Origin of the sequence: Bacillus sp. CFBP9009 (assembly GCF_036541465.1) — a bacterium.
In the GTDB taxonomy this organism is placed as follows: Bacteria; Bacillota; Bacilli; order Bacillales; family DSM-1321; genus Peribacillus.
Window position 1 is genome coordinate 408,532 of the sequence record NZ_JAZHFU010000001.1, and the last position, 25,029, is coordinate 433,560.

A 25,029-nucleotide genomic window follows, 5' to 3' on the forward strand; every position below is an offset into this window, starting at 1 on the left:
TCGGAGATAAAACAGCAAGTATCGACGATATAATTCTAATTTCGGAGATAAAACAGCAAGTATCGTCGATATAATTCTAATTTCGGAGATAAAACAGCAAGTATCGTTGATATAATTCAATTTTCGGAGATAAAACAGCAAGTATCGTCGATATAATTCTATTTTCGGAGATAAAACAGCAAGTATCGTTGATATAATTCAATTTTCGGAGATAAAACAGCAAGTATCGTCGATTTAATTCTATTTTCGGAGATAAAACAGCAAGTATCGTCGATATATCTCTAATTTCGGAGATAAAACAGCAAGTATCGACGATATATCTCTAATTTCGGAGATAAACTTGTAAGTATCGTCGATATATCTCCATTTTCGGAGATAAATTTCATTTCCAGCCCCATCTTCGTCGGTCCGCGTTCTGTTGCCGGCTTCAGGTGGAATGGCAGGTTCTGGACGATTTTTGGCATCGATACAAGACAAATCAATTCATTTAGCTGTTTTTGAAAAAATGCTCAAAGGAGATGTTTCCTTTGAGCATTTTATGTTTCAGCTTGTTTTGCTTTCTTCCAATAAGAAAAGATATGGTAGCAAGACAGAAGCAGCACTATCTGAAGAAAAACATCTTTAAGAGAAATGCATACCGTGGATCGTCGCCCTAAAGCGGTCAACATTCCGACTAGGGAAAGGAGATACAAGGTGTAAAACAACTTAAATAGGACACTGAGAAATAAACCGATAGTACCTCAGGTGAAACGTTATCCAGAAAGAAAAAATTCTGGAAAAAATCGTAAATCAGCAAAAGGGTGATGATGTCATATAAATCATTTGAAAAGGATTCAAGAAATTCATTTCGCACTCCCTTTTTTGTTGCTTAAATCTTATCATTTTTGAATGTGGCGAAATAAACGGCCAACAATGTTCAATATTTAATAGAAATGGTAAAATCATTATGCTCCTATAAAATTTAGTGAATGAAAATGAAAATAGAGGATGCTGTTGAATATGAGGAAAGTATCGCTAGAAACCAAGATTCTCGGGTTAGTCTTATCGTTGAGCCTGTTTTTGATTCTTTTATTGACGACTACTTTTTCCTATATGGAAGGAAGGCAAATAGCTAAGGATAAAGGTCAATTGGCGTTAGAACTTTCAAAGACGATTAGCTTCATGCCTACCGTTACAGAGGCCTTTGAAACGGATGATCCCGCTGGCATAATCCAGCCGATTGTCGAAAAGATCCGCAGGGAAACAGGTGCTGAGTTCATCGTTGTAGGGAATGCAGAGGGAATTCGCTATTCCCATCCGCTGGTTTCCGAAATTGGGAAGCGGATGGAAGGCGGGGATAATAGCAGGGCCATTAGGGAAGGCGAATATTATGTCTCCGAAGCGGCAGGATCACTCGGTCTTTCCATTCGGGGGAAGTCACCGGTATTCAATGAGGATGGAAAAATAATTGGAATCGTCTCCGTCGGTTTTTTAGTGGACGATGTCCGCGCCCAAATTTTCAAGGATTTGTCCAAAGAGATGGTTGTATCTTTAGTGGCCATCATGATATCGATCATTGGCAGTTATATGCTGGCAAGAAGCATCCGTAAAGATACACTGGGGCTGGAACCATTTGAAATCGCCAATTTATATAAAGAAAAAAATGCAGTCCTTCAATCGGTGAAAGAAGGTATTCTGGCCATTGACCAAAATGGGCTGATTACCTCGATGAATCAGCCGGCGAAAAAATTGCTGGATATTAAAGAATCCGTTCGCCATTTGAACGTGGACGGACTATTTCCTTCGAAATATTTATTCGAAGTGCTGAAGTCCGGTGAACCGCAAATGGATAAGGAGATTTCATGGAAAGACAAATCCATCATTGTTAATTGTACGCCAATCTTCGATAGTGAAGGGGTAAGCGGCGTTGTAGCTTCGTTCCGTGATCGAACGGAAATTGAGGAAATGGTCAACACATTATCTGAAGTGAAGATGCATTCAGAGGATTTAAGGGCACAAACCCATGAATTCACCAATAAACTATACGTCCTTTCGGGATTGATACAATTAGGGGAATATGATGAAGCAATAGAGATGATTCAAAGCGAAACATCCGAATTGCATTCCCTGAACCGTGTCGTGTTCGAACAGATAAAGGATACAAAGGTACAAGCCCTGTTACTAGGCAAGATAGGGAAAGCATCGGAGAAGAAGATCATCTTTGAAATAGACGCACAAAGTTACCTAGAGAAACTGCCTGATCATATAAAATTGTCGCAACTAACATTGATTCTAGGCAATATTATCGATAATGCACTAGAAGCGGTTTCAAGCATGGAAGAGCCACTCGTGAAATTTTTCGCCACAGATATCGGAAATGATATGGTATTTGAAGTGAGTGATAACGGAAAAGGAATACCAGAGGATGCGATCGCCCATATTTTCGATCGGGGTTTCACTTCGAAAAACAGCGGAAGTCCGAGTGGTTATGGACTTTCGAATGCTGATCATGTTGTAAAAGAGCTAGGCGGCATCATCGAAGTCCACAGCGAGGATGGCAACACCATATTCACAGTGTATCTTCCTAAAGAACAGAGAGGAGGGAAAGAATGCTGAAGATAAGAGCAGTCATTGCAGAAGATGATTTTCGTGTAGCGGATATCCATGAAAAATTCCTGAAAAACTTTGATGAAATAGAAGTGGTCGGAAAAGCTGTCAATGCCAAAAAAACGCTTCGGATCTTGGAACAAAAAAGCCCGGATCTGCTTTTGCTTGATGTTTATATGCCAGATCAGCTTGGTACAGACCTCCTTCCGGACATACGGCAAAAATTCCCGAATGTGGATATCATCATGATTACAGCGGCAACGGATAAAGAACTACTTGAAAAGGCGCTTCACTATGGTGTAGAGAATTATTTAATTAAACCAGTGGAAATGAAGCGCTTCAACCAAGTTATCGAAGAGTATCTGAAGAAAGTCCATCTGATGAAATCCAAACAAGAAATAGATCAGGATTTTGTTGACCTCATTTTGAAAAAGGGTTCTTCCGCTTCGGAAACGAACGATGGACAATCCTTGCCGAAAGGGGTCGACGAAATCACTTTGGCGAAAGTGATCGAGGTACTCGAAGCAAGCGATATCGGTTTGTCGGCTGAGCAAGTGAGCGGACAGATCGGAGCTTCCAGGACAACCGCGAGACGCTATCTGGAATACTTGATATCCGTTAAGAAATGTAAAGCGGAAGTCGTATACGGGGTAGTGGGGAGACCTGAGCGAAGATATTATAAAATTCAATAGAGATTGAATTAAGTGAAACACCTTCATTATGGAGGTGTTTTTTTATGCATGCATGGTTTTTAAGAATTTAAAAAAAGCAATATATGTCAAAAAAAACGATATTTTTTTCTGTTATCCTTTTCTTAAGGAGGTTCGGAAATGAGATACAGTCCCATCATCCAAAAAACGATTGAATATATAGAGAATAGCTTACAAGATGAATTATCTTTAGAGAACATCGCACGATTCGCAGGTTTTTCGAAGTTTCATTATCATCGTATTTTTCACAAGGAGGTTGGCGTGACCGTATATGAATATATTCGATATCGGAGGATCGCCAATGCAGCAAACATGCTGCTTTATACCGATGAAAAAATAATCGATATTGCTTTATATTACCGCTTTGAAACACAAGAATCCTTTACTCGTTCATTTAAGAAATATTATGACCTGCCGCCAGGGTAATACCGGAAACTCGTAAGTAAACTAACCTTGCAAAAGGAGGAAATGACGATGAAAAACGAACAATTATTAAAAGGATGGAATTTAAGCGGGAGTCATCCATTCAATTATAAAATGGGAATTGACCGGGAGACATTCCATAAAGGCCAGGCATCAGGTTTCCTGAAATCCGTCACTGCGGAATCCAAGGAGGAATTTGCAACGATGATGCAGCAATTCAAGGCGGAAAATTACCTTGGCAAAAGAATGAAACTGTCGGGTTTTTTAAAATCACAAGATGTTGATGGATTTTGTGGTTTATGGATGAGGGTGGATAATGCGCTTCTTGATGTTTTGCAATTCGACAATATGGGGAATCGGCCCGTCGTTAACGATACGGAATGGAACCATTATTATATCGTCTTGGATGTACCCGAAAACAGTGCCATCATTTCATTCGGGGTCCTCCTTTCAGGGCGTGGCCAAGTATGGATCGATGAACTGGAATTCGAGGAAGTCAGTACCGATACACCAACGACCAATATAGATTACGGCTGTGACCTTTGGGATGGACCGGCAAATTTATCATTTGAAGAATAAATGCGCGGATTGTTTGCTTAATATTCGCTCATTTCCTTAAAGAACCCGCCATTCATCCCGGGGAGTGGCGTCCGGTTCAGCCTCGAAAAAACGCTTCCGTGAACACAATGAACACAATTAACAAAATAGTTTTAAAACACAATAAATTGAGAACGCTTACAAATGAAGCGGTTTCATATACACTTTATCTTATTAGAAGATAGGAGTGATAGATATGCTCGCTTTATTAGGATACTTGATGATATTAGTGTTTATGATTTTAATTATGACAGGGCGACTTTCAGCCATGATAGCTTTGATTGCAGTACCAAGTGCCTTTGCACTTATTGGCGGGTTTGGCGGTAAAATGGGTGAGATGGCGTTGGAAGGAATCAAAGACGTCGCGCCAACGGGAATCATGATTTTATTTGCGATCCTTTTCTTTGGCATTTTGATTGATGCTGGGGTTTTTGACCCGATCATCAATACGATTCTTAAGGTTGTAAAAGGAGATCCGGTGAAAATTGCCATCGGCACGGCAGTCCTGGCCTTGCTGATTTCCTTGGATGGAGATGGTACGACGACATATATGATAACGATTTCAGCCATGCTTCCGCTATATAAACGGATTGGAATGAGACCGCTAGTATTGGCCGGTATTGCTGTTTCGTCATCTGGAGTCATGAATCTACTTCCTTGGGGAGGCCCTACAGCACGGGTGATGACCGCTTTAAAACTTGAAATGTCCGATGTTTTCACTCCTGTCATTCCTGCGATGATTGGCGGAGTCCTATTCGTCCTTTTCATGGCATATTGCCTGGGTAAAAAAGAAAGAAAGAGAATTGGGATCATTGAAGTCGATTATCGTGCTGTGGCACAGCACGCGGCTGCAACAGAAGATGCTTATCTTAAGCGTCCTAAATTGATAATATTCAATTACGCATTGACTCTTACACTGCTGGTTGCGTTGATTATGGAACTTATGCCTTCAGCGGTTCTGTTCATGGTAGGTTTCGCAATTGCCATTACGGTTAATTATCCGAAACTTAGTGATCAGAAGGAGCGTGTGGCAAACTATGCGGACAATGCTTTATCTGTAATTTCGATGATTTTTGCAGCAGGTGTCTTCACTGGAATCCTTGCCGGTACGGAAATGGTCGATGCCATGGCAAACTCTTTGATTCAGCATATTCCAGATCAAATGGGCGCACATTTTGCTGTCATCACAGCCATCATCTCAGCACCTTTTACGTTCTTCATGTCTAATGACGCATTTTATTATGGTGTGCTCCCATTACTTGCTAAAGCGGGAGCTGCTTATGGAATTGACCCTGCCCTAATCGGTAGAGCTTCACTATTAGGGTTGCCCGTCCATCTATTAAGCCCGCTTGTTCCATCCACCTATCTTTTGGTTGGAATGGTAGGGGAGGATTTCGGTGCATTGCAGCGCACTTTCCTGAAATGGGCATGCGGATCGACGCTTGTCATGATAGTGGTATGTGTCCTATTGGGAATCATCCCACTATAAGGTTCTAAAGAGTCCCGTTCGTCAAGTGCGAACGGGGCTCTTTTCTGTCTGCATCAAGCGCTGAATAAATCTGGAAAAGTGAGATACATTATGTTTGTCTTCTCCTTCGCGACAAAATTAGCTTTTTCTTTTATTGAATGCGGAAGGTACGTACCTTAAGATTAGAGGAAACTATATTAATATGAAGGGAAGAGAGCAAAATGGCTCACTTTAATATAAAAGTTGCAGTTCAAAAGTTCGGTAACTTTCTAAGTTCAATGGTCATGCCGAATATATCAGCTTTCATAGCATGGGGGCTAATCACTGCCCTATTCATCCCATCTGGTTTCCTGCCAAATGAAAGCCTTGCCAAAATGGTTACACCGATGGTTACGTTTTTACTGCCGCTTTTAATTGGGTATACGGGTGGTAAGCTAATCCATGACCACCGGGGCGGCGTAGTCGGTGCCATTGCGACAATGGGCGTCATCGTCGGATCTGACATCCCGATGTTCCTTGGAGCCATGATAATGGGACCGTTCGGCGGTTATGTCATCAAGAAATTCGATCAATTGATTGAAGGGAAAATAAAAGCCGGATTTGAAATGCTTGTTAATAATTTCTCAGCAGGGATTATTGGCGGCCTATTGTCCATTCTATCCTTCTTGGCCATCGGACCTGCTGTAGACGTATTTACTGGCTGGCTTGTAGCAGGAGTCGATTGGCTTGTCGGTACAGGTTTACTGCCGTTGACTAGTATCCTGATCGAGCCTGCCAAGGTATTGTTCTTGAACAATGCCATCAATCATGGTGTACTATCACCAATCGGTGTGGAGCAAGTTAAACAAACAGGGGCTTCAATCCTGTTCCTTCTGGAATCGAATCCTGGACCAGGTATCGGCGTACTGCTTGCTTATTGCTTTTTTGGAAAGGGAACTGCGAAGAAATCGGCGCCAGGAGCTGCCATCATTCATTTCTTCGGCGGGATCCATGAAATTTATTTCCCTTATATCCTAATGAAGCCGATGTTATTCTTAGCGGTCATTCTTGGAGGCATGAGTGGAGTCTTCACTTTGGTCCTACTAGGCGGAGGATTGTTCGCTCCAGCATCTCCAGGAAGCATTCTTGCCATTACAGCGGTAACTCCGCATAATGCGGGCGCATATATTGCTAACTTTGCAGGCGTGATCGTAGCTGCCATCGTTTCATTCATCGTCGGTGCTTTCATCCTGAAAACAGGAAAGCAATCTGAAGAGAATATTGAAGATGCCGCGAAAAAAATGCAAGAAATGAAAGGCAAGAAAAGCTCTGTTGCCGATGTATTCGCTTCAGATCCGGGTACGATGCCAGCAAACGTCAGCAAAATAATATTTGCCTGCGATGCCGGGATGGGATCAAGTGCGATGGGGGCTTCGCTGCTTCGCAAAAAGGTGAAGGAAGCCGGATTGAATATCACTGTTACCAATACGGCGATCTCAAACATTCCTGCAGATGCACAAATCGTCATAACACAGGAAGAGTTAACACCAAGAGCACAGAATAAAGTGCCGAATGCTTATCATGTATCTGTCGATAATTTCCTATCGAGCCCTGAATACGATTCATTGCTTGCAAGGCTTCAGGATGACGGTACCGATGAGCTGCATGAAATCGTCGAAGATGCTGAAGAGAAGGTTCCCGGTGTTCGTGAACATTCAATCGAGCCTGGCATCAACGAGGATGAGCAGGATGATAATGAATTGCTTCGCGAAGAAAACGTCTTCCTTAATCAACAATTCGCCAATAAGGAAGAAGCGATCCGCTTTGCGGGAAGAGCTTTGGTTAATGCAGGTTACGTTAAGGAAAGCTATATTGAAGCAATGATTGCCCGTGATGAATTGACTTCAACCTATATGGGGAATGATGTAGCCATTCCGCACGGAACCGAGGAAGCTAAGAAAGATGTCCTTAAATCTGGATTTACCGTTTTACAAATTCCTGATGGTGTCGACTTTGACGGCCAAAAGGCACGATTGATATTCGGTATTGCCGGCAAGGACGGGACACATCTTGAAATTCTATCTGGCATTGCAGTTACCTGCTCTGAGATGGAGAATATTGAAAAGATGGTTAAAGCCACATCAGCCAGGGAATTGATGGATATTATAAATGTCGAAAATAATTAAATACTCTTAATCAAGAATAGAAAAGCGTTTTACGCTTTTCTATTCAGTATTTTCTCGTGTTACTCCACCTGAAATGAGTTGGTAGCATGTATATTACTTCAAGGGAAAAATCAATCATAGAATTGATCATAAAAACTTCAGGAAAACATACAGCCTTATCCATTGCGACACAATTGAATGTTAGTGTCCGGACGGTTCAACGTGATCTGAAGTCCATAGAAAAAATCCTGCAATCATTTGAGTTGCATTTAACACGCAATACACATGAGGGCCTGTCCATCGACGGAAAGAATGAACAAGTCTTTCGGCTTGTACAGCACCTGATGGGCAACCATCCGATTGATCAAACGCCACAAGAAAGAAAGCTGCATCTCCTTTTAGCTTTACTGCAGGAAGAATCATATAAAACTCAAGTTCTTGCGGGAGATCTCGGTATAAGCATTACGACTCTTACAACCTATTTGGACGAACTGACTGAATGGTTAAAGAATTTTAATATCGTGATTACCAGAAAAAGGGGAGTCGGAATAGAGCTTGCGGGCACCGAAGAAAATAAACGGAAAGCCCAGGCAGCCTATTTCTTGCACTTCTTTAATGAAGAGCTGATTGAAAGTTTATTTTTGCTGCAAGAAGGAAAATTTCCAGAAGCGAAAATCCTCGACTATTTCGATCCCGAATATCTTCTGGCTATCGATGGGGTGCTGAATTCAACTTTTAACCGTGTCCATTCTCGTTTGGCGGATAGCGGGTATATAGGGTTAATTATACATATTTATGTAACCCTGCAAAGGAATGAAAGCCAATTTTTTTTGGAGAAGGACTTCAAGAAAATAAGCGAACTTTCTGATGAGAATAATCTCATGAATAAAATAGGCAAGGAACTCAGCACAATGCTGGAAGTCTCTTTTACCATTGATGATATAAGCTACCTGGCAGCCATCCTTAAAGGCTCCAAGCTTCATGCGGCGGATGCCGTTCCATATGACAGTGTGTTGCTTGGCCAGCTGATAAGAAACCTGATAAAAGATGTTTCGGCACAACTGCAAATCGATTTGACCAAGGATTTCCCATTGTATCAAGGGCTCCTTGCCCATATGGAACCATCGCTTTTTCGGATCAAACAGGAAATGGGATTGTACAACCCCTTAACCGAAGATATTAAGCGAAAGTATCCGGTTCTCTTTTTGGCAGTGAAGACAAGTCTGGAAAAGGGATTCAAAGAAATAAAAGAATTTCCTGAAGATGAAATAGCCTTCATCGTCCTTCATTTCGGATCTGCATTAGTGCTCCGGGAGGAAGAAATATCAATAAGGGCACTCATCGTTTGCCCGACAGGTATCGGTACGTCGAAGATGCTTGCAAGCCGGATCAAAAAAGAAATCATCGAAATCGAGACTGTTGAAATCAAGACGATCAAAGACATCCAGCAGCAGGGCAGTCTGAAAAACTATGATGTGATCATTTCTACCGTCCGGCTTCCGTATATCGATAGTGATTATATCCTTGTATCCCCTCTTTTGAGTGAAGAGAATATATTGAACATCAGGAATTATTTAAGGAAGAATATCGAAAACTTCACGAAGAATAAGCGTTATGGCAGTCATTCAGCCCATAAGGATACCGTGACAAAAAAAGAGGATGGCGAATTGAAAGAAGTGCTGCAGGAATTGAAGGATGCCCAGCAGAGCATCGAGTCAATCATGGATAATTTCCGGTTTTATCGGCTGCCGCATCTGAAAGGACATCCAGAGATCATTGAAGAAATGGTCAGGATGGCAGAAGCGGAAGAACTGCTAATAGGTGCGGATGATGTGGTCCGATCCTTGAAGGAACGGGAAAAAAAAGGCGGTTTAGGCATTCCTGGCACTGGAATGGGCCTTTTCCATACTAGACATAAGAATGTAAAAGAACTGATATTCCAGGTGGCCCACCTGGAGGAATATCGTCTGGTCAAAGGTATGGACGGAAATGACGTCCATATGAAAAATTTACTGCTGATGCTGGCACCTGAAGAATTAAGTGTGAAGCAGCAGGAAATCGTCAGTTTAATAAGTTCAAGCTTAATTGAAAGCAATGAATCCATCATGATTTTTTCATCTTCGGACGAAGAAATGATTAACAGAAGGCTGGAAGCCATATTTTTGGATTATTTATATACTAACTTGATAAAGGGATGATTGTAATGAAACAAGCAGTACATTTCGGTGCAGGAAACATTGGAAGAGGCTTTATCGGAGCGCTCTTTTCACAATCTGGATATCATGTGACATTTGTAGATATAGCTGATCAAATAATCGACCAGTTAAATGATAAAAAGCAATATCAAGTCAAACTTGCCACTGATCAACAAGAATCCGTCACAGTAGAAAATGTTTCGGGTTTAAACAGTTTAAAGCAGGAAGAGGAAATCATAAAAGCAATTTCCGAAGCAACCTACCTCACCACTGCTATCGGTCCCAATATTTTGCCTCATATCGCTCCTTTAATTGCAAAAGGGTTAGCGTCAAGAGTGAAGGAAACCGATGAAAAACTATATGTGATCGCTTGTGAAAACCAAATATCGGCAACAGACCTTTTAGAAGGCTACATTCTAGAAAACTTGGATCAAGATACAAAAGAAAAACTAGCCGATAAAGTCTACTTCTTTAACTCAGCAGTCGATCGCATCGTTCCTATCCAAAATAACGAAGGATCACTCGATGTTTTGGTGGAACCTTATTATGAATGGGTCGTTGAAACGAAGGAAAGCATTCCTGTCATTGAAGGGATGACCATTGTAAAAGAACTCGCTCCATTCATTGAGAGAAAACTGTTTACCGTTAATACAGGACACGCCGTCATTGCTTACCTCGGTTATCTCAAAAATAAAAAATCTACGATTGACCAGTCATTGGAGGACGCAGGCATTGTAGAGCAAGTCAGGAAAACCCTAGGGGAAACGGGCGCTTATTTAATAAAGCAATACGGTTTGGACGCAGATGAGCATCAGCAGTATATCGAAAAAATCATTAATCGTTTTAAAAACTCCTACCTGAATGACTCGGTGAATAGAGTCGGACGTTCACCGCTGCGTAAGCTCGGGCCAAACGACCGTCTCGTGCGCCCTGCCGTAGAAGCAAAGAAAGCCGGACTTTCCTATACTAATCTGGCGAAAGCGATAGCAGCTGCTTTACTCTTTGATTTTAACGAAGATGAAGAAGCCCTTAAACTGCAAACGATGATCAAAGAACACGGTGTAGCTTCAGCACTTAAGGAAGTTAGCGGATTGGATGAAAATAGCGAAATAACTAAAGAAGTTATCAACCACTACAACAACTTGAAGTAAAAGCCGAGAACTCCTGAAATCTTTTTTCAGGAGTTTTTTCTTAATCAAAAAGAAGGAACTGGCATCCGATAATCTTTAAAACTCAAAAAAACCTTGTAAACAGTAATCATTACGTTTTATAATGAAAGGCAGTCAAGACAAGAGGGGTTTTTTAAAGTGTAAATCGTAATCGTTTTGATTTTGGTGAAAGGAGCTTTATATGTTGAAAATATGGGGAAATGCTTGAAAAAAGTCGGATTAGTGCAATAAATCGAGAGTTTGGTGCATTTACCTTAAAATTTTGGTGCTATTGCACGAGACTTAGAGCATTTACTCGTGAGTTTAGAGCATTTACTCGTGAGTTTAGAGCATTTACTCGTGAAATTGAAGCAAATAATCGTGAGTTTGGCGCATTTACTCGTAAGTTTGAAGCAAATACTCGTGAGTTTGGAGCAAATACTCGTGAGTTTGGAGCAAATACTCGTGAGTTTGGAGCAAATACTCGTGAATTTGGCACAAATACTCGTGAGTTTGAAGCAAATACTCGTGAATTGGTGTTTACTCTCGTCGAGGAGCATTACATAGTTTGATATCGGATTTGCATTCGGCAATGCGTTACGTGTTTGTCATGATAGTAAAGTAAAGCTGCATTATAAATCGTAATCAATACGATTTTAAAGCGGCTAATAAAAATAGTTGAGGTAATGGAGGAAATATATCGTGTTCAGAAAATGTAAATCGATTTTTATTGTTTGTTTATCATTCTTTCTTTTGGCTGCCTGTTCCACCAAGTCTTCGAAAGATCAAGTTGGAGGGGAGAAGGAAGTGAACTTGCTTTTTAATTTTGCGACTAGCTCGCTTGATCCGAATGTCGATACTAGTTATGTCTCACTAAGGGCTGGGATCACTGAGACATTGGTGCATCTCAATGATGAGGATTTGACCATCGAACCTTGGCTGGCGAAAAGCTGGGATAGCAAGGATGGTCAATTATGGAATTTCGAGTTAAGGGAGGGTGTGACTTTTCAGAATGGAAAGCCGATGGATGGCAAAGCGGTGAAGGCTTCGTTGGAGAGGGCGATGAAAGATAGTCCTGCGATCAAGAGTGCCTTGCGCATTGAATCGATTGAAGCGGACGGAAATGCGCTGACGATTAAGACGGAGGTTCCTTTTCCTGAGTTTCCTTCTGAATTGGTTCATCCAAATACATCGATTATTGACGTGAAGGAAAGTGACTATATAAACAAGCCAATAGGAACAGGGCCATTTGCCGTTTCGAAATTCATACCAGGTACGGCTGTTGATTTAATCCGTTATGAGTCTTACTGGGATGGAGCCGCAAAGCTTGAGAGCGCCAGGTTTTCGTTTAATGAAGATGCCAATGCACGGTCTCTTGCCCTTGAATCGGGAGACGCCGATATTGTTTTCCGTCCGGAAGTGGAAAGCCTGGAAAATTTAAAGGCCATAGATGGTGTGAAGGTTGAATCGACATCCACTTTCCGTGTACATCAAATGACGATGAATTTGGAACGTAAAGCATTGCAGGACATACACGTCCGAAAGGCGATAGATGCCTTGATCGACCGATCATCCATTGCGGATACGATTTTACATGGTCATGCAGAAGTGGCAACAGGGCCATTTCCATCCACATTCTCTTTTGCTCCGGACTATCCGAAAAAAGAGAATGGAATGGAAGCGGCTAAGGGGTTTCTTGATCAGGCGGGATATAAGAAAGTGGATGGTGTCATGCAAAAAGACGGCAAACCGTTAACGTTTACACTTCTTACATACAGTTCACGTGCCGATCTGCCGTTAATTGCCCAAGTTTTTCAATCGGATGCCGGCCAGTTGGGGATTGATGTGAAAATCAAGCAAATAGAAATCCCTGAAGAGTATATGGCTGCCAATCGCGATTGGGATTTAACGACCTACAGCAATTTAACGGCTCCGCGCGGGGATGCCGGTTATTATTTAAATGCTACTTATCATCCAAAGGGAGCCTTGAACTTCAGTGGGGCCGATGATGATCACCTGACGTCCCTGATTGATGAGCTGAATGTAACGGTCGGACAGGAGAAGCGCTCGGATTTAGCTGAGGGGATTGCGATGTATGTGGATAAACAGGTGTATAATTCATTCATTTTACATCCGAATACACTTGTTGCTTATGATGCCGATAAAGTTGAAAACTGGATCACTTCGAGAAGCGAATACTACATGCTGACGAATGAACTGGATGTGAAGTGAATGTTGCGAATCTTAGTCCGGCGATTCATTGAGGTCGTGATTTTTGTCCTTGTGATTACATTCATCTCTTTCCTTTTTGTTCGGCTTGCTCCAGGGGACCCGGTTCTCTCGATACTTCAAGTGGATGATGTGTCGATCACAAACGAGCAAGTCAATGAACTTCGTGAAGAATTGGGGTTCAATGATCCGCTGTTAGTGCAGTATGGCGATTGGTTTATGGACTTTATCCAATTGGATTTCGGGCATTCCTATCTGACGAATCAGCCTGTGATGGAGATGATCATGAGCGGGCTGCCTGCAACACTTGAGCTGGCGATTGGCGCATTGCTTGTCATGCTTGGTACAGCCATTCCATTAGGTTCGCTTGCTGCCTTGTACAGGGGAAGCTGGATTGATCAGTTAAGCCGTGCCGTTTCTTTGTTGGGCGCAGCCATTCCTAGCTTTTGGCTGGGGCTGCTCTTGATAGATTTATTTGCGGTACGATGGGGGGCCCTTCCAACAATGGGCAGGGACGGATTTCGTTCTTTGATTCTGCCGTCAGTCACGCTGGGGCTGGCCATCACAAGTGTGTACGTACGTTTGCTGCGTTCGAGTTTAATAGATTCCCTCAGTCATGATTTCATCAGGGCTGCCCGATCTAGGGGGATATCAGAAATACGGATATTCTTTGCCCATGCATTTCGTTATAGCTTGCCCCCGGTCATTACCGTATTCGGTGTCAGCCTTGGCAGCCTGATCGGCGGTGTAGTGGTGATCGAAGTGATTTTTGCCTATCCAGGCATAGGTAAGATGGTCGTGGACTCGATTCGGTCACGGGATTATCCAGTCATCCAAGGGTACCTGTTGGTCATGGCCATCATTGTATTCATGGTTAATAGTGCCGTGGATTTATCTTATCGGTATTTAAATCCGGAGCTAAGACTGAAGGAAAGGAAGCATGGAAAATGGAGTTAGTTATCAAAAAAAAATCCAAAAGGCGCTGGAGAATGACATTCCTTTTTACGGTGATGGCTACAGTCCTTGCCGTTTCGGCTTACACCTTTCTTATTCTGGAACATGATCCGGCACTGGTCAATCTGGGAGAAAGGCTACGGCCGGCAAGCATGGAACATCCGTTAGGGACGGATCATCTAGGGCGTGATGTATTGACACGTCTTCTGCTTGGCGCACAGCTGACGGTTGGCTACGGTCTCTTATCTTTGTTTGCCGCGGTTATCATCGGCGTCCCGTTCGGGGTGATTGCCGGTTTTAAAGGAGGTCTGATCGATCGGATTTTCATGCGCATTGCAGACGCGTTTCTCGCATTCCCTGATACGATCGTTGCCATTGTGCTTAGTGGTTTATTAGGACCAGGAATCGAAAATCTCCTGTTGGCAATCGTTCTAGTGAAATGGGTGAATTATGCCCGGCTTGTGCGAAGTACTGTGATCACCGAACGTCAGAAGGATTATGTCACAGCTGCTAAAATCAATGGATTAAGTTCATTTAGGATCATGCGGAAGCATCTATTTCCGCACCTGGTCGGCAACGTGCTTGTATTGGCTAGCCTCGATTTAGGAAAAATCATTTTGCTCATATCTTCCTTATCATATATCGGGCTCGGGGCGCAGCCGCCGGCACCAGAGTGGGGAGCCATGCTGAATGATGCCCGTCCATTCTTTCAATCTAATATGTTGCTGATGATTTACCCGGGGCTCGCCATCGTATTTGTCGTCCTTCTATCCAACATACTCGGTGATTATTTGCGCGATGCATTCGATGTGAAAAAGGAGGTGGGATCATGAGCATTTTATCCGTGAGGCAGTTGCATATCATGGGGAAGCAAAATCATATCGTCAAGGATGTTTCATTGGATGTGCAGGAAGGTGAATGGTTCGCACTTGTCGGACAAAGCGGGAGCGGCAAAAGCATGACTGCCATGGCAATATGTCAGCTGCTTGCACCCAATCTCCAAGCGAAGGGGGAAATATGGTACGGGGAAAAGAATTTATTAACGCTATCTTCCTCAGAAATCAGGAAGATTCGAGGAAAGCGCCTGGCTTATATTTTTCAAGATTACCAGGGTTCATTTACACCGTTCCTTACCATCGGTCAACATTTCGACGAATATCAGCGAACACATTTGAACCTTTCCAAAAAGGAAAGGCGCAAGCAAGCGGTCAAGGCGCTCATTTCGGTGGGCCTGAATGAAGATATCTACAGCAGATACCCTTTTCAATTAAGCGGGGGGCAGCTTCAACGCGTATCCATTTCAATAGCCCTGCTGCTTGAGCCGGATATATTGATAGCGGATGAACCGACCACAGCCTTGGACAGTGTATCTTCCTTTAAGGTCTTACAGCTGTTATCAAGGCTCCAAAAAGAAACCGGATGTGCGATCTTGTTCATTACCCATGATTTACGTCATGTCAGGAAGTATGCGGATCGCATTGCGGTCATGAAAGACGGGGCCATCATTGAGACCGGTGATAAAAATCAGGTATTGAATCATCCGCAGCACGCTTATACGAATGAACTGATTCAATCATCGCCATCATTGAGCAGAATTCCATTTAAGCTTGAAGGAGTGTCAGGATGAGTTTATTAGACGTACGAAATGTCCATAAAAGCTATGATAACGGAGTGGAAATACTAAGGAACGTGAATTTCAGCATCGAAAGGAAGGAATGCCTCGGATTAGTGGGAGAGAGCGGCTGCGGAAAAAGCACACTGGCAAGACTCATCCTTCAAATTGAATCCTTTGACCAGGGCAGCATCTTATTTGAAGGAACCGCGCTGCAGAATAAAAGCGAACGTAGTTTAAAACCGTATCGCAAGAACATCCAGGCCGTTTTGCAGAATCCTGCATCGGCTTTGAATCCAAAACTAAAGATAAAAGATTCACTAATGGATCCATATCTTCAATTTGGCAGCCAGGTCAATCTGAAACATTTTTCGTATACAAGTGAAGCGAACTTTATCGGTCAGCTGCTGGAATCTGTGGAGCTTCCAAGGAGTTTTGCTGAACGTTACCCGCATGAGCTAAGCGGCGGACAAAAGCAGCGTGTGACCATTGCACGCGCAATCAGCATTGAACCTGCCCTCATTATATTGGATGAACCGGCTTCAAGCCTGGACGTTCTTTCTCAAGCGGCGGTTCTGAAATTGTTAGGCGGGCTGAGGGAGACTTTGGACATTTCTTACCTTTTTATTTCTCATGATCTGTCGGCAGTACAGGAGATGAGCCATCGGATCATGGTGATGAAAGGTGGTGTAATTGTGGATTCTTTCGAAAATGAACGGCTTTTTTGCAGCGATCGCCATTCATACACAAAAGAACTGATTTCGATGTTTGAATAATGAGGTTGTGTTAATTTGGTTAATCGCAATGAACGAGTTGCTTCGGCAATTCGTTTTTATTTTGGGAAAAAAGAAATCCCAATAAACTTACTTGACATTATAAGCTTATGAAAATATAATTACTTACATAAAGTAACCAACAAAAAGGAGAATTCATAATGAATAAAAATGATGCAGGTCAAGTTTTTTTAAGGGTGATTTTAGGTCTTACTTTTTTCATTCACGGCGTTTCAAAGTTTCAAGGGGGCATAGGAAATACGGAGGGATTTTTCGATAGCCTTGGCATTCCTGGCTTCATGGCGTACATCGTTGCAGGAATCGAATTGATCGGGGGAATTGCGGTTATACTGGGTTTGGGAACACGAATCGTATCCGTCCTATTTGCGGTCATTATGGCGGGGGCGATTTTCACGGCTAAATTACCTGCTGGTTTTCTTGGAAACGGGCAAGCGGCGGGTTACGAACTGGACTTGGCACTGCTTGCCATGTCTGTCTATCTAGCGTGTGCAAACCGCACGGTTCTTTCTTTGGATCATGTGATTTTCAATAAAAAAGGGAAGTGACAATATGGATAAAAATTTTCATCAAAAACCAATTACCTTTGTTGGCGAAGTCAGTATAAATGTTTTGGATTTGAATAAGGCCATTCTGTTTTATCAAGAAATCATCGGTCTTAAAGTATTGAGGAAAACCGATCGGCAAGCTGTTTTGACGACAGACGGTAAAACCCCGTTGCTGACACTTGAGCAGCCTGCTGATGTGATTCCGAAAGAAGGGCGGACGACGGGCTTATATCATTTTGCCCTTTTACTGCCAAGTCGTGCTGACTTATCGATTTTTTTACGCCATTTACTTCAAACGAAATATCCATTTGGAGCGGCTGATCATGAAGTGAGTGAAGCGCTGTACATTACCGATCCGGATGGCAATGGGATTGAAGTATACTCTGACCGGCCATCCACTGAATGGAGATGGGCCGGAGGGGAAGTCGCAATGGGCACGGATCCGCTGGATGGGAATGACCTTCTGAAAGAAAGCGATGGTGAGTGGAGCAAACTGCCTGCAGGTACCTTAATGGGGCATATACATCTGCATGTAGCGGATTTACGTAAAACGGAGGAGTTTTACATGCAAGGTCTTGGGTTTAGCGTCGTGAATCGATATGGAGGAGCGCTCTTTACTTCAACCGGTGGATATCATCATCACATAGGATTGAACACTTGGAATGGCGTTGGCGCCCCTGCTCCTAAGGAAAATAGTGTGGGGCTAAACTGGTATACTCTCGTTTTTGCAGACGAAGAAGCGAGAAAAAAAGTAACGGAACAACTGAAAGGAATCGGGGCTGTCGTCACGGAAAAAGAAGGGTTTTTCGCTGTAACAGATCCATCAGGCAATGAGATTCATTTAGTCGTCTAAATATTATAAAGCAGAAAGCAATGGTGAGAGGATAATGGGATTCTTAAGTAGATTATTTAGAAATAAAGAAACCGCGGCAGGGGAGAATGGAAAAATGACAAAAGTATTATTCGTAAAAGTGAACGATCGTCCTGCAGAACAGGCAATCAGCTCGAAAATGTATGACACCTTCTTAAAAGCATATAAAGAGACACACCGTACAGATGAAGTGACAGAGCTGGATTTATTTAAAGAAGAACTTCCTTACTATGGAAATACGGCAATTACCGGTTTGTATAAACGTAACCAAGGTCTTGAACTGACAGCCGAAGAGGAAAAGGCGGCCGAACGGGTTGACCAATATTTAAATCAATTCATGGGGATGGATAAAGTGGTATTCGCTTTCCCTCTATGGAACTCAACGGTTCCTGCGCCGCTTATCACATATCTGTCCTATTTGGCACAAGCAGGTAAAATGTTCAATTATACGGCGGAAGGTCCTGTCGGGTATGCTGGTGATAAAAAAGTCATGCTATTGAATGCCCGCGGTTCTGATTATTCATTAGAAGGAATGGCTTCTGCTGAAATGGCCGTGAATTTAGTGAAAAATATCATTGGCCTATGGGGAATTAACAATCCGGATGTCGTGGTCATTGAAGGACATAATCAGTATTCGGATCGGACACAAAAAATCATCGCGGATGGTTTGGAAAACGTTGTAAAAGCGGCTGAAGCATTCTGATTGCGAAGTGAAATGAATAGAAGCAAAAAAGGCCCTCATTATCAATGAGGGCTTTCAGACTGTAGACAAATTCGTAGAAAGTGAGTTTGGCTGCAGTTTTTTTATTTGAAAAACGTTCCAGTGGATTTCAGAAATCCGCTCCCTTTCCGCCGATAAACTGAAGGCACTCCATATAATGGGGGCCTTTTTTGTGTTATTTGACTTGATACTTTTTCAAGCGGTATTGAAGACTTTGGCGGCTAATATTCAGGGCCTTGGCTGCTTTGGAGATATTCATCCCATGTTCCTTTAAAATCTTCTCCAAGTATTGCTTTTCAGTATGGGCGATATAATCATCAAGAGATAAGGTCGACTCCTGTATATCTCCATTTTCATGATTTTCTTTTCTATCGGGACGAATGTCTTCCAAATGGGCTTTCTTCCTAAATAGAGCCGGAAGGTGGGTGATGGCAATCTTTGTATCGCCAGGTTCCATTAAATTCATGGCCCCCTCAATGATATGTTCAAGTTCCCTTACGTTCCCGGGCCAGTCGTAATCATAAAAAAGCGAGTAGACCTCTTCGCTGATTCCTTCTATATTCAATTCGAACAGCGCATTGAATTTTTCGATGAAGGATTGCGCCAGCAAAGGAATATCCTCTTTCCGTTCACGAAGAGGCGGGATGAATAACGAAACGACACTTAATCGGTAGTATAAATCCTTTCGTAAATGATCATTTGCAATGGCATCTATCGGATCTTCATTTATCGTTGCAATGACCCTAACGTCAATTTTTTTATCCTTTGTATCCCCAACACGGCGAATCGTCCTTTCTTGAAGGGCCCGTAATAATTTCGCTTGCATGTTCGGATTTAATGAGTTGATTTCATCTAGCAGGATGGTACCGCCCTGTGCCTGTTCGAATAATCCAGGCCTTTCAATCGATCCGGTGAAGGCGCCTTTCTTTGTGCCGAAGAGTATTCCTTCAATTAGACTATCCGGCAGAGCAGCACAGTTTTGGCTGATGAAAGGATGTGTCGAACGGCTGCTGCCATTATGGATGCTTTGGGCGAAGAGCTCTTTTCCTGTGCCCGTTTCCCCGACGATTAGGATGGAGGATGCCGTTCTGGTCGAGCGCTTGCTCTTTTCTATGACTTCCAGGAAATTTTCACTCGTTCCGATGATGCTGTCAAACGTATATTTGGTATCGCCTTTATTTAAGATATTATCTTTAATGATTCTTTCCAGATTCGTTATATCCTTTGCCACTTCAATTGCTCCGATGATATTTTGCTTCTGATCCAAAATCGGAAACGTATTATTGATTGTGGTAATTTCCTGTCCAAGATTATTGAAGTAGGTCTGCTTCGAGTTCTCGGTTGTCTTACCCGAATGAAGTGCCCTTATTAATGTACTCTCCGTTTCTTCCTTGAATTTAAAGATTTCGTGAATCTTCTTCCCTAACACTTCTTCTGAATCCATTCCTTCAATTTCTGCCATTTTCTTGTTATATACAATGGTCCGCCCTTTTATATCGATTATATGTATCCCTGTATCGATTACATCCACAAGCGAATAGAGGATGGATTGGAAACCATCTATTTTAATGATTTGATCTAAATTCATGAATGCCTCCCGTTTTTCTTCTTTTCTTAGAGCTATTGTAGAGGAATTGAAGTAAAGGCGCAAATAAAATTTGCACAGCAAGATTATTTTGCATCGAAGTGCAAAAATATTTTGCGGAAAAAGTGGAAAAACGCTGTTTTTTATGTTTTTTATAGTTGGCATGAATCTTGCATTAATAAAAAGTGTAAGGTTTAAGCGACAAAAATAGGGATTAGAGCAAAAAATAATGGCATACTATGTCAATTTCGCCCCAAAAGTGCTGAATTTCATTGCATATTTAATGAAATATCATTATTTTTTCAAAAAAATGAAAAGTTGGCACGGAACTTGCTTGTTAAGTAAGGGTGAAGAAAAAAACATAAAATTTTAGGGAGATGAGCTATAATGGTCCAAACATATAAACACGAACCATTTACTAATTTTAAAATCGAAGAAAACAATAAAGCTTTTCAAGCGGCATTGAATGATGTAGCTAATGATTTAGGGAAGAAATATCCGCTGATCATTAATGGTGAAAAAGTGTTTACTGATGAAGTCATTACCTCTGTAAACCCAGCAAATAAAGAAGAAGTTATTGGAATCGTATCCAAAGCGAATAAGGATCTTGCTGAGCAAGCGATGCAAGCGGCAGATAAGACATTCCAAACTTGGAGAAAAACGAAAGCGGAAGTGCGTGCAAATATTTTATTCAGGGCTGCAGCCATCGTACGGAGAAGAAAACACTATTTCTCGGCTCTATTGGTGAAAGAAGCAGGAAAGCCTTGGAATGAAGCGGATGCAGATACAGCGGAAGCGATCGACTTCATGGAATACTATGCACGTCAAATGCTGAAGCTTAAAGACGGCATGCCAGTGGAAAGCCGTCCGATTGAACACAATGCTTTCAATTATATTCCGCTTGGTGTCGGTGTCATCATCTCACCTTGGAACTTCCCGTTTGCGATCATGGCAGGCATGACGACGGCAGCTCTTGTTTCAGGTAATACGGTCTTATTGAAACCGGCCAGTACAACACCGGTCATTGCAGCTAAATTCATTGAAGTGCTGGAAGAAGCGGGCATGCCTGCAGGAGTTGTGAACTTCATTCCAGGAAGCGGTGCCGAGGTTGGCGATTATTTGGTAGATCATCCTCGTACACGTTTCATCAGCTTTACCGGATCTCGTGATGTTGGAATCCGTATTTATGAGCGTGCGTCAAAAGTTCATGAAGGCCAAATCTGGTTAAAACGTGTCATCGCTGAAATGGGCGGTAAAGATACGATCGTTGTTGATAAAGAGGCTGATCTGGAATTGGCGGCACAATCAATCGTCGCTTCTGCATTCGGATTCTCCGGTCAAAAATGTTCTGCTTGTTCACGTGCCGTAATAGTGGAAGATGTATATGACCAAGTCTTGAATCGTGCCATTGAATTAACGAAAGAAAAAACAGTCGGGGAACCAACAGACCTAAACAACTTCATGGGTCCGGTTATCGATCAAGCAGCTTACGACAAAGTCATGAGCTACGTTGAAATCGGTAAAGAAGAAGGGAAAATTGTTACAGGGGGAGAAGGAGACAATTCAAAAGGTTTCTTCATCCAGCCAACTATCATTGCCGATGTGGATGAGAACGCACGTGTCATGAAAGAAGAAATTTTTGGACCAGTGGTTGCATTCTGTAAGGCAAAAGATTTCAATCATGCAATCGAGATTGCCAATAACACGGATTATGGATTAACGGGTGCGGTCATCTCTAACAACATTGAACATATCGAGCAAGCGCGTGAGGATTTCCACGTAGGTAACTTGTACTTCAATCGCGGCTGTACTGGTGCCATTGTAGGATACCAGCCATTTGGCGGATTCAATATGTCGGGTACAGATTCAAAAGCGGGCGGTCCTGATTATTTAGTTCTTCACCTTCAAGGAAAAACAACATCTGAAACGCTATAAATTTTAGGGGGAATCAACATGACAACTTTAACGGAAAAATTAATCGAGCAAACAGAACAATATGGTGCAAACAATTATAATCCACTTCCAATCGTCATTTCGAAGGCAGAAGGAGTTTGGGTGGAAGATCCTGAAGGCAACAAATATATGGATATGCTTAGTGCCTATTCAGCAGTGAACCAAGGCCACAGGCATCCGAAAATCATCGACGAATTAAAAAAACAAGCTGATCGCGTAACATTAACGTCCCGTGCATTCCATAGTGATAAATTAGGACCATGGTATGAAATGGTTTCACGCATTACGCAAAAAGACATGGCACTGCCTATGAATACAGGTGCTGAAGCTGTTGAAACTGCAATCAAAGCTGTTAGACGCTGGGGTTATGATGTTAAGGGAATCGCAGAAAACCAAGCTGAAATCATTGCATGTATCGGGAACTTCCATGGCCGGACGATGGCAGCAGTGTCCTTGTCATCCGATGATGAATATAGAAGGGGCTTTGGACCGATGCTGCCAGGAATCAAGCTTATCCCTTACGGCGACCTTGATGCATTGAAAGAAGCGATTACACCGCAAACGGCTGGATTTTTAATCGAACCGATTCAAGGTGAAGCGGGAATCATCATACCGCCACAAGGATTCTTAAAAGAAGCTTACGACTTATGTAAAGAAAATAATGTCCTATTCGTTTCTGATGAAATTCAGTCAGGACTTGGACGTTCAGGTAAAATGTTCGCCTCTGACTGGGATGGAGTAGTTCCGGATATGTACATTTTAGGTAAAGCGCTGGGCGGCGGGGTTTTCCCAATCTCTTGCGTAGCTGCAAACCGTGAAATCCTTGGCGTATTCAATCCTGGTTCCCATGGTTCTACATTCGGCGGCAATCCATTGGCATGTGCGGTTTCCATCGCATCATTGGAAGTCCTTGAAGAAGAGAAGCTTGCTGAACGTTCATTGGAGCTTGGACAATACTTTATGGATAGTTTAAAAGAAATCAAGAATCCAATGATTAAAGATATCCGCGGCAGAGGCTTATTCATCGGAGTCGAATTAACGGAAGCAGCAAGACCTTATTGTGAGCAGCTTAAAGAAGAAAAATTGCTATGTAAAGAAACACATGATACAGTTATCCGTTTTGCTCCGCCATTAGTGATTACAAAAGAAGACTTGGATTGGGCAATCGAACGCATTAAAAAAGTTTTATCCTAATATACCTATGAGGTGAATTCCATTGAGTACAACAGTCAAAGAAGAAAAAGAAACTGCCAGCTTGCTTGATTCAACACAGGTCGTAATCAAGGAGGCGCTGGATAAGCTTGGCTATTCTGAAGAAGTGTTCGAGCTTTTGAAGGAACCTCTTCGGATGCTGACCGTCCGGATTCCAATCAAGATGGATGACAATTCAACGAAGATTTTCACTGGATACCGTGCACAGCACAACGATGCTGTCGGTCCGACGAAAGGCGGAATCCGTTTTCATCCCGAAGTCGATGAGGAAGAAGTCAAGGCACTTTCAATGTGGATGAGTTTGAAATGCGGAATCGTGAATCTGCCATATGGCGGAGGAAAAGGCGGCATCATCTGTGATCCGCGCCAAATGTCCATCGGTGAATTGGAAAGGCTTAGCCGTGGATACGTTCGGGCAATCAGCCAAATAGTGGGGCCGACTAAAGATATTCCGGCCCCGGATGTTTATACGAATTCACAAATCATGGCATGGATGATGGACGAGTACAGTAGAATAAGAGAACACGATTCTCCTGGTTTCATTACAGGTAAGCCACTGGTACTGGGCGGTTCACACGGCAGGGAAAAGGCGACTGCACAAGGTGTCACCATCTGTATCGAGGAAGCGGCAAAGCGTAAGGGCATAGAATTGAAAGGTGCACGCATCATCGTCCAAGGATTTGGGAATGCAGGAAGCTTTTTGGCCAAATTCATGCATGATGCAGGTGCGAAAGTGATTGGCATATCGGACGCATATGGTGCCATCTATAAACCTGAGGGTCTGGATATCGATTACTTACTTGATAAAAGGGATAGCTTTGGAACGGTAACGACACTATTCGATCATACAATCACCAACCAGGAGCTTCTGGAACAAGATTGTGATATTTTAGTGCCTGCTGCCATTTCCAATCAAATCACCAAAGAAAATGCACATCTTATCAAAGCCCAAATTGTCGTCGAGGCCGCGAATGGACCTACCACATTGGAGGCAACCAAAATCTTGACGGAACGCAATGTGCTTCTCGTACCTGATGTATTGGCAAGTTCAGGCGGTGTGACAGTTTCTTACTTCGAATGGGTTCAAAATAATCAAGGTTATTATTGGGAAGATGAAGAGGTCCAAACCAAATTAAAAGCGTTATTGGTCAACTCATTTAATCAAATATATGAAATGTCCGAGACGAGAAAAGTGGATATGAGGCTGGCAGCGTATATGGTGGGTGTCAGAAAAATGGCAGAAGCCTCGATATTCCGTGGCTGGGTATAAGCTAGCCAAATA

19 protein-coding genes and 2 pseudogenes are annotated in these 25,029 nt (G+C 42.6%); 20 read left to right on the forward strand and 1 reads right to left on the reverse strand.

Going from position 1 to position 25,029, the window contains the following annotated elements:
• Positions 1–393: 393 nt before the first annotated feature.
• The 17 genes and pseudogenes from V3595_RS02145 to V3595_RS02225 form a co-directional block, all read left to right on the forward strand.
• Positions 394–501, forward strand: a pseudogene (locus V3595_RS02145) (collagen-like protein); the annotation flags it as partial.
• Positions 502–999: 498 nt separating this feature from the next.
• Positions 1,000–2,595 carry an ATP-binding protein gene (locus V3595_RS02150; RefSeq protein ID WP_485905269.1) on the forward strand — a complete coding sequence of 532 codons (1,596 nt, stop codon included), beginning with the start codon at positions 1,000–1,002 and terminating at the stop codon, positions 2,593–2,595.
• Positions 2,589–3,278 carry a response regulator gene (locus V3595_RS02155; protein ID WP_402898841.1) on the forward strand — a complete coding sequence of 230 codons (690 nt, stop codon included), beginning with the start codon at positions 2,589–2,591 and terminating at the stop codon, positions 3,276–3,278. Before V3595_RS02150 ends, V3595_RS02155 begins: the two co-directional genes overlap by 7 nt.
• 138 nt (positions 3,279–3,416) lie before the next feature.
• Positions 3,417–4,298, forward strand: a pseudogene (locus tag V3595_RS02160) (helix-turn-helix transcriptional regulator).
• Between the two features lie 214 nt (positions 4,299–4,512).
• Entirely contained in the window at positions 4,513–5,805 is a 1,293-nt protein-coding gene (locus V3595_RS02165) for a CitMHS family transporter (protein ID WP_137018653.1), read from the forward strand.
• A 200-nt stretch (positions 5,806–6,005) separates the two neighbouring features.
• Positions 6,006–7,949: a PTS mannitol transporter subunit IICBA gene (locus V3595_RS02170; protein ID WP_485905270.1), complete on the forward strand. Its 1,944-nt coding sequence runs from the start codon at positions 6,006–6,008 to the stop codon at positions 7,947–7,949.
• An 86-nt stretch (positions 7,950–8,035) separates the two neighbouring features.
• Positions 8,036–10,126, forward strand: a complete 2,091-nt coding sequence (locus V3595_RS02175) for a BglG family transcription antiterminator (protein WP_485905271.1) — start codon at positions 8,036–8,038, stop codon at positions 10,124–10,126.
• A 5-nt stretch (positions 10,127–10,131) separates the two neighbouring features.
• Positions 10,132–11,274 carry a mannitol-1-phosphate 5-dehydrogenase gene (locus tag V3595_RS02180; protein ID WP_485905272.1) on the forward strand — a complete coding sequence of 381 codons (1,143 nt, stop codon included), beginning with the start codon at positions 10,132–10,134 and terminating at the stop codon, positions 11,272–11,274.
• Positions 11,275–11,492: 218 nt separating this feature from the next.
• Positions 11,493–11,843, forward strand: coding sequence for a hypothetical protein (locus tag V3595_RS02185; protein ID WP_485905273.1), 351 nt, complete (start codon positions 11,493–11,495; stop codon positions 11,841–11,843).
• Between the two features lie 130 nt (positions 11,844–11,973).
• Positions 11,974–13,503, forward strand: coding sequence for a nickel ABC transporter substrate-binding protein (nikA, locus tag V3595_RS02190; protein ID WP_485905274.1), 1,530 nt, complete (start codon positions 11,974–11,976; stop codon positions 13,501–13,503).
• On the forward strand, positions 13,504–14,457 hold the full coding sequence (gene nikB / locus V3595_RS02195; protein WP_485905275.1) for a nickel ABC transporter permease: 954 nt from the start codon (positions 13,504–13,506) through the stop codon (positions 14,455–14,457). It begins immediately after the preceding gene.
• Entirely contained in the window at positions 14,448–15,287 is an 840-nt protein-coding gene (gene nikC, locus V3595_RS02200; protein WP_485905276.1) for a nickel transporter permease, read from the forward strand. The genes nikB and nikC overlap by 10 nt, the downstream gene beginning before the upstream one ends.
• On the forward strand, positions 15,284–16,081 hold the full coding sequence (locus V3595_RS02205) for an ABC transporter ATP-binding protein (protein ID WP_485905277.1): 798 nt from the start codon (positions 15,284–15,286) through the stop codon (positions 16,079–16,081). Before nikC ends, V3595_RS02205 begins: the two co-directional genes overlap by 4 nt.
• The gene (locus V3595_RS02210) at positions 16,078–16,842 is read left to right on the forward strand and encodes an ABC transporter ATP-binding protein (RefSeq protein WP_485905278.1); all 765 of its coding nucleotides are present in this window, start codon (positions 16,078–16,080) and stop codon (positions 16,840–16,842) included. Before V3595_RS02205 ends, V3595_RS02210 begins: the two co-directional genes overlap by 4 nt.
• A 158-nt stretch (positions 16,843–17,000) precedes the next feature.
• Complete coding sequence (locus V3595_RS02215; RefSeq protein ID WP_485905279.1) at positions 17,001–17,405, forward strand: DoxX family protein; 405 nt, start codon at positions 17,001–17,003, stop codon at positions 17,403–17,405.
• Between the two features lie 4 nt (positions 17,406–17,409).
• Positions 17,410–18,258 carry a VOC family protein gene (locus tag V3595_RS02220; RefSeq protein ID WP_485905280.1) on the forward strand — a complete coding sequence of 283 codons (849 nt, stop codon included), beginning with the start codon at positions 17,410–17,412 and terminating at the stop codon, positions 18,256–18,258.
• 34 nt (positions 18,259–18,292) lie between these two features.
• A complete protein-coding gene (locus tag V3595_RS02225) occupies positions 18,293–18,979 on the forward strand; it encodes an FMN-dependent NADH-azoreductase (RefSeq protein ID WP_485905281.1) in 687 nt (228 codons plus the stop codon).
• 193 nt (positions 18,980–19,172) lie between these two features.
• Here the strand turns inward: V3595_RS02225 and V3595_RS02230 are convergent, their stop codons facing one another.
• A complete protein-coding gene (locus V3595_RS02230; RefSeq protein ID WP_485905282.1) occupies positions 19,173–20,585 on the reverse strand; it encodes a sigma-54 interaction domain-containing protein in 1,413 nt (470 codons plus the stop codon).
• 384 nt (positions 20,586–20,969) lie between these two features.
• Between V3595_RS02230 and pruA the strand changes: the two genes are divergently transcribed.
• From pruA to V3595_RS02245, 3 genes are read left to right on the forward strand one after another with little or no spacing between them, the layout of a single operon-like run.
• Positions 20,970–22,517 carry an L-glutamate gamma-semialdehyde dehydrogenase gene (pruA, locus tag V3595_RS02235; protein WP_485905283.1) on the forward strand — a complete coding sequence of 516 codons (1,548 nt, stop codon included), beginning with the start codon at positions 20,970–20,972 and terminating at the stop codon, positions 22,515–22,517.
• An 18-nt stretch (positions 22,518–22,535) separates the two neighbouring features.
• Complete coding sequence (locus V3595_RS02240) at positions 22,536–23,729, forward strand: ornithine--oxo-acid transaminase (RefSeq protein ID WP_034309472.1); 1,194 nt, start codon at positions 22,536–22,538, stop codon at positions 23,727–23,729.
• Positions 23,730–23,751: 22 nt separating this feature from the next.
• Positions 23,752–25,017 carry a Glu/Leu/Phe/Val family dehydrogenase gene (locus V3595_RS02245; RefSeq protein WP_258831763.1) on the forward strand — a complete coding sequence of 422 codons (1,266 nt, stop codon included), beginning with the start codon at positions 23,752–23,754 and terminating at the stop codon, positions 25,015–25,017.
• Positions 25,018–25,029 lie beyond the last annotated feature (12 nt).

Coding starts and splice junctions, on each gene's coding strand:
- V3595_RS02150 (WP_485905269.1), top strand. CDS start 1,000: ATGAGGAAAGTATCGCTAGAAACCAAGATTCTCGGGTTAGTCTTATCG.
- V3595_RS02155 (WP_402898841.1), top strand. CDS start 2,589: ATGCTGAAGATAAGAGCAGTCATTGCAGAAGATGATTTTCGTGTAGCG.
- V3595_RS02165 (WP_137018653.1), top strand. CDS start 4,513: ATGCTCGCTTTATTAGGATACTTGATGATATTAGTGTTTATGATTTTA.
- V3595_RS02170 (WP_485905270.1), top strand. CDS start 6,006: ATGGCTCACTTTAATATAAAAGTTGCAGTTCAAAAGTTCGGTAACTTT.
- V3595_RS02175 (WP_485905271.1), top strand. CDS start 8,036: ATGTATATTACTTCAAGGGAAAAATCAATCATAGAATTGATCATAAAA.
- V3595_RS02180 (WP_485905272.1), top strand. CDS start 10,132: ATGAAACAAGCAGTACATTTCGGTGCAGGAAACATTGGAAGAGGCTTT.
- V3595_RS02185 (WP_485905273.1), top strand. CDS start 11,493: ATGCTTGAAAAAAGTCGGATTAGTGCAATAAATCGAGAGTTTGGTGCA.
- nikB (WP_485905275.1), top strand. CDS start 13,504: ATGTTGCGAATCTTAGTCCGGCGATTCATTGAGGTCGTGATTTTTGTC.
- nikC (WP_485905276.1), top strand. CDS start 14,448: ATGGAGTTAGTTATCAAAAAAAAATCCAAAAGGCGCTGGAGAATGACA.
- V3595_RS02205 (WP_485905277.1), top strand. CDS start 15,284: ATGAGCATTTTATCCGTGAGGCAGTTGCATATCATGGGGAAGCAAAAT.
- V3595_RS02210 (WP_485905278.1), top strand. CDS start 16,078: ATGAGTTTATTAGACGTACGAAATGTCCATAAAAGCTATGATAACGGA.
- V3595_RS02215 (WP_485905279.1), top strand. CDS start 17,001: ATGAATAAAAATGATGCAGGTCAAGTTTTTTTAAGGGTGATTTTAGGT.
- V3595_RS02220 (WP_485905280.1), top strand. CDS start 17,410: ATGGATAAAAATTTTCATCAAAAACCAATTACCTTTGTTGGCGAAGTC.
- V3595_RS02225 (WP_485905281.1), top strand. CDS start 18,293: ATGGGATTCTTAAGTAGATTATTTAGAAATAAAGAAACCGCGGCAGGG.
- V3595_RS02230 (WP_485905282.1), bottom strand. CDS start 20,585: ATGAATTTAGATCAAATCATTAAAATAGATGGTTTCCAATCCATCCTC.
- pruA (WP_485905283.1), top strand. CDS start 20,970: ATGGTCCAAACATATAAACACGAACCATTTACTAATTTTAAAATCGAA.
- V3595_RS02240 (WP_034309472.1), top strand. CDS start 22,536: ATGACAACTTTAACGGAAAAATTAATCGAGCAAACAGAACAATATGGT.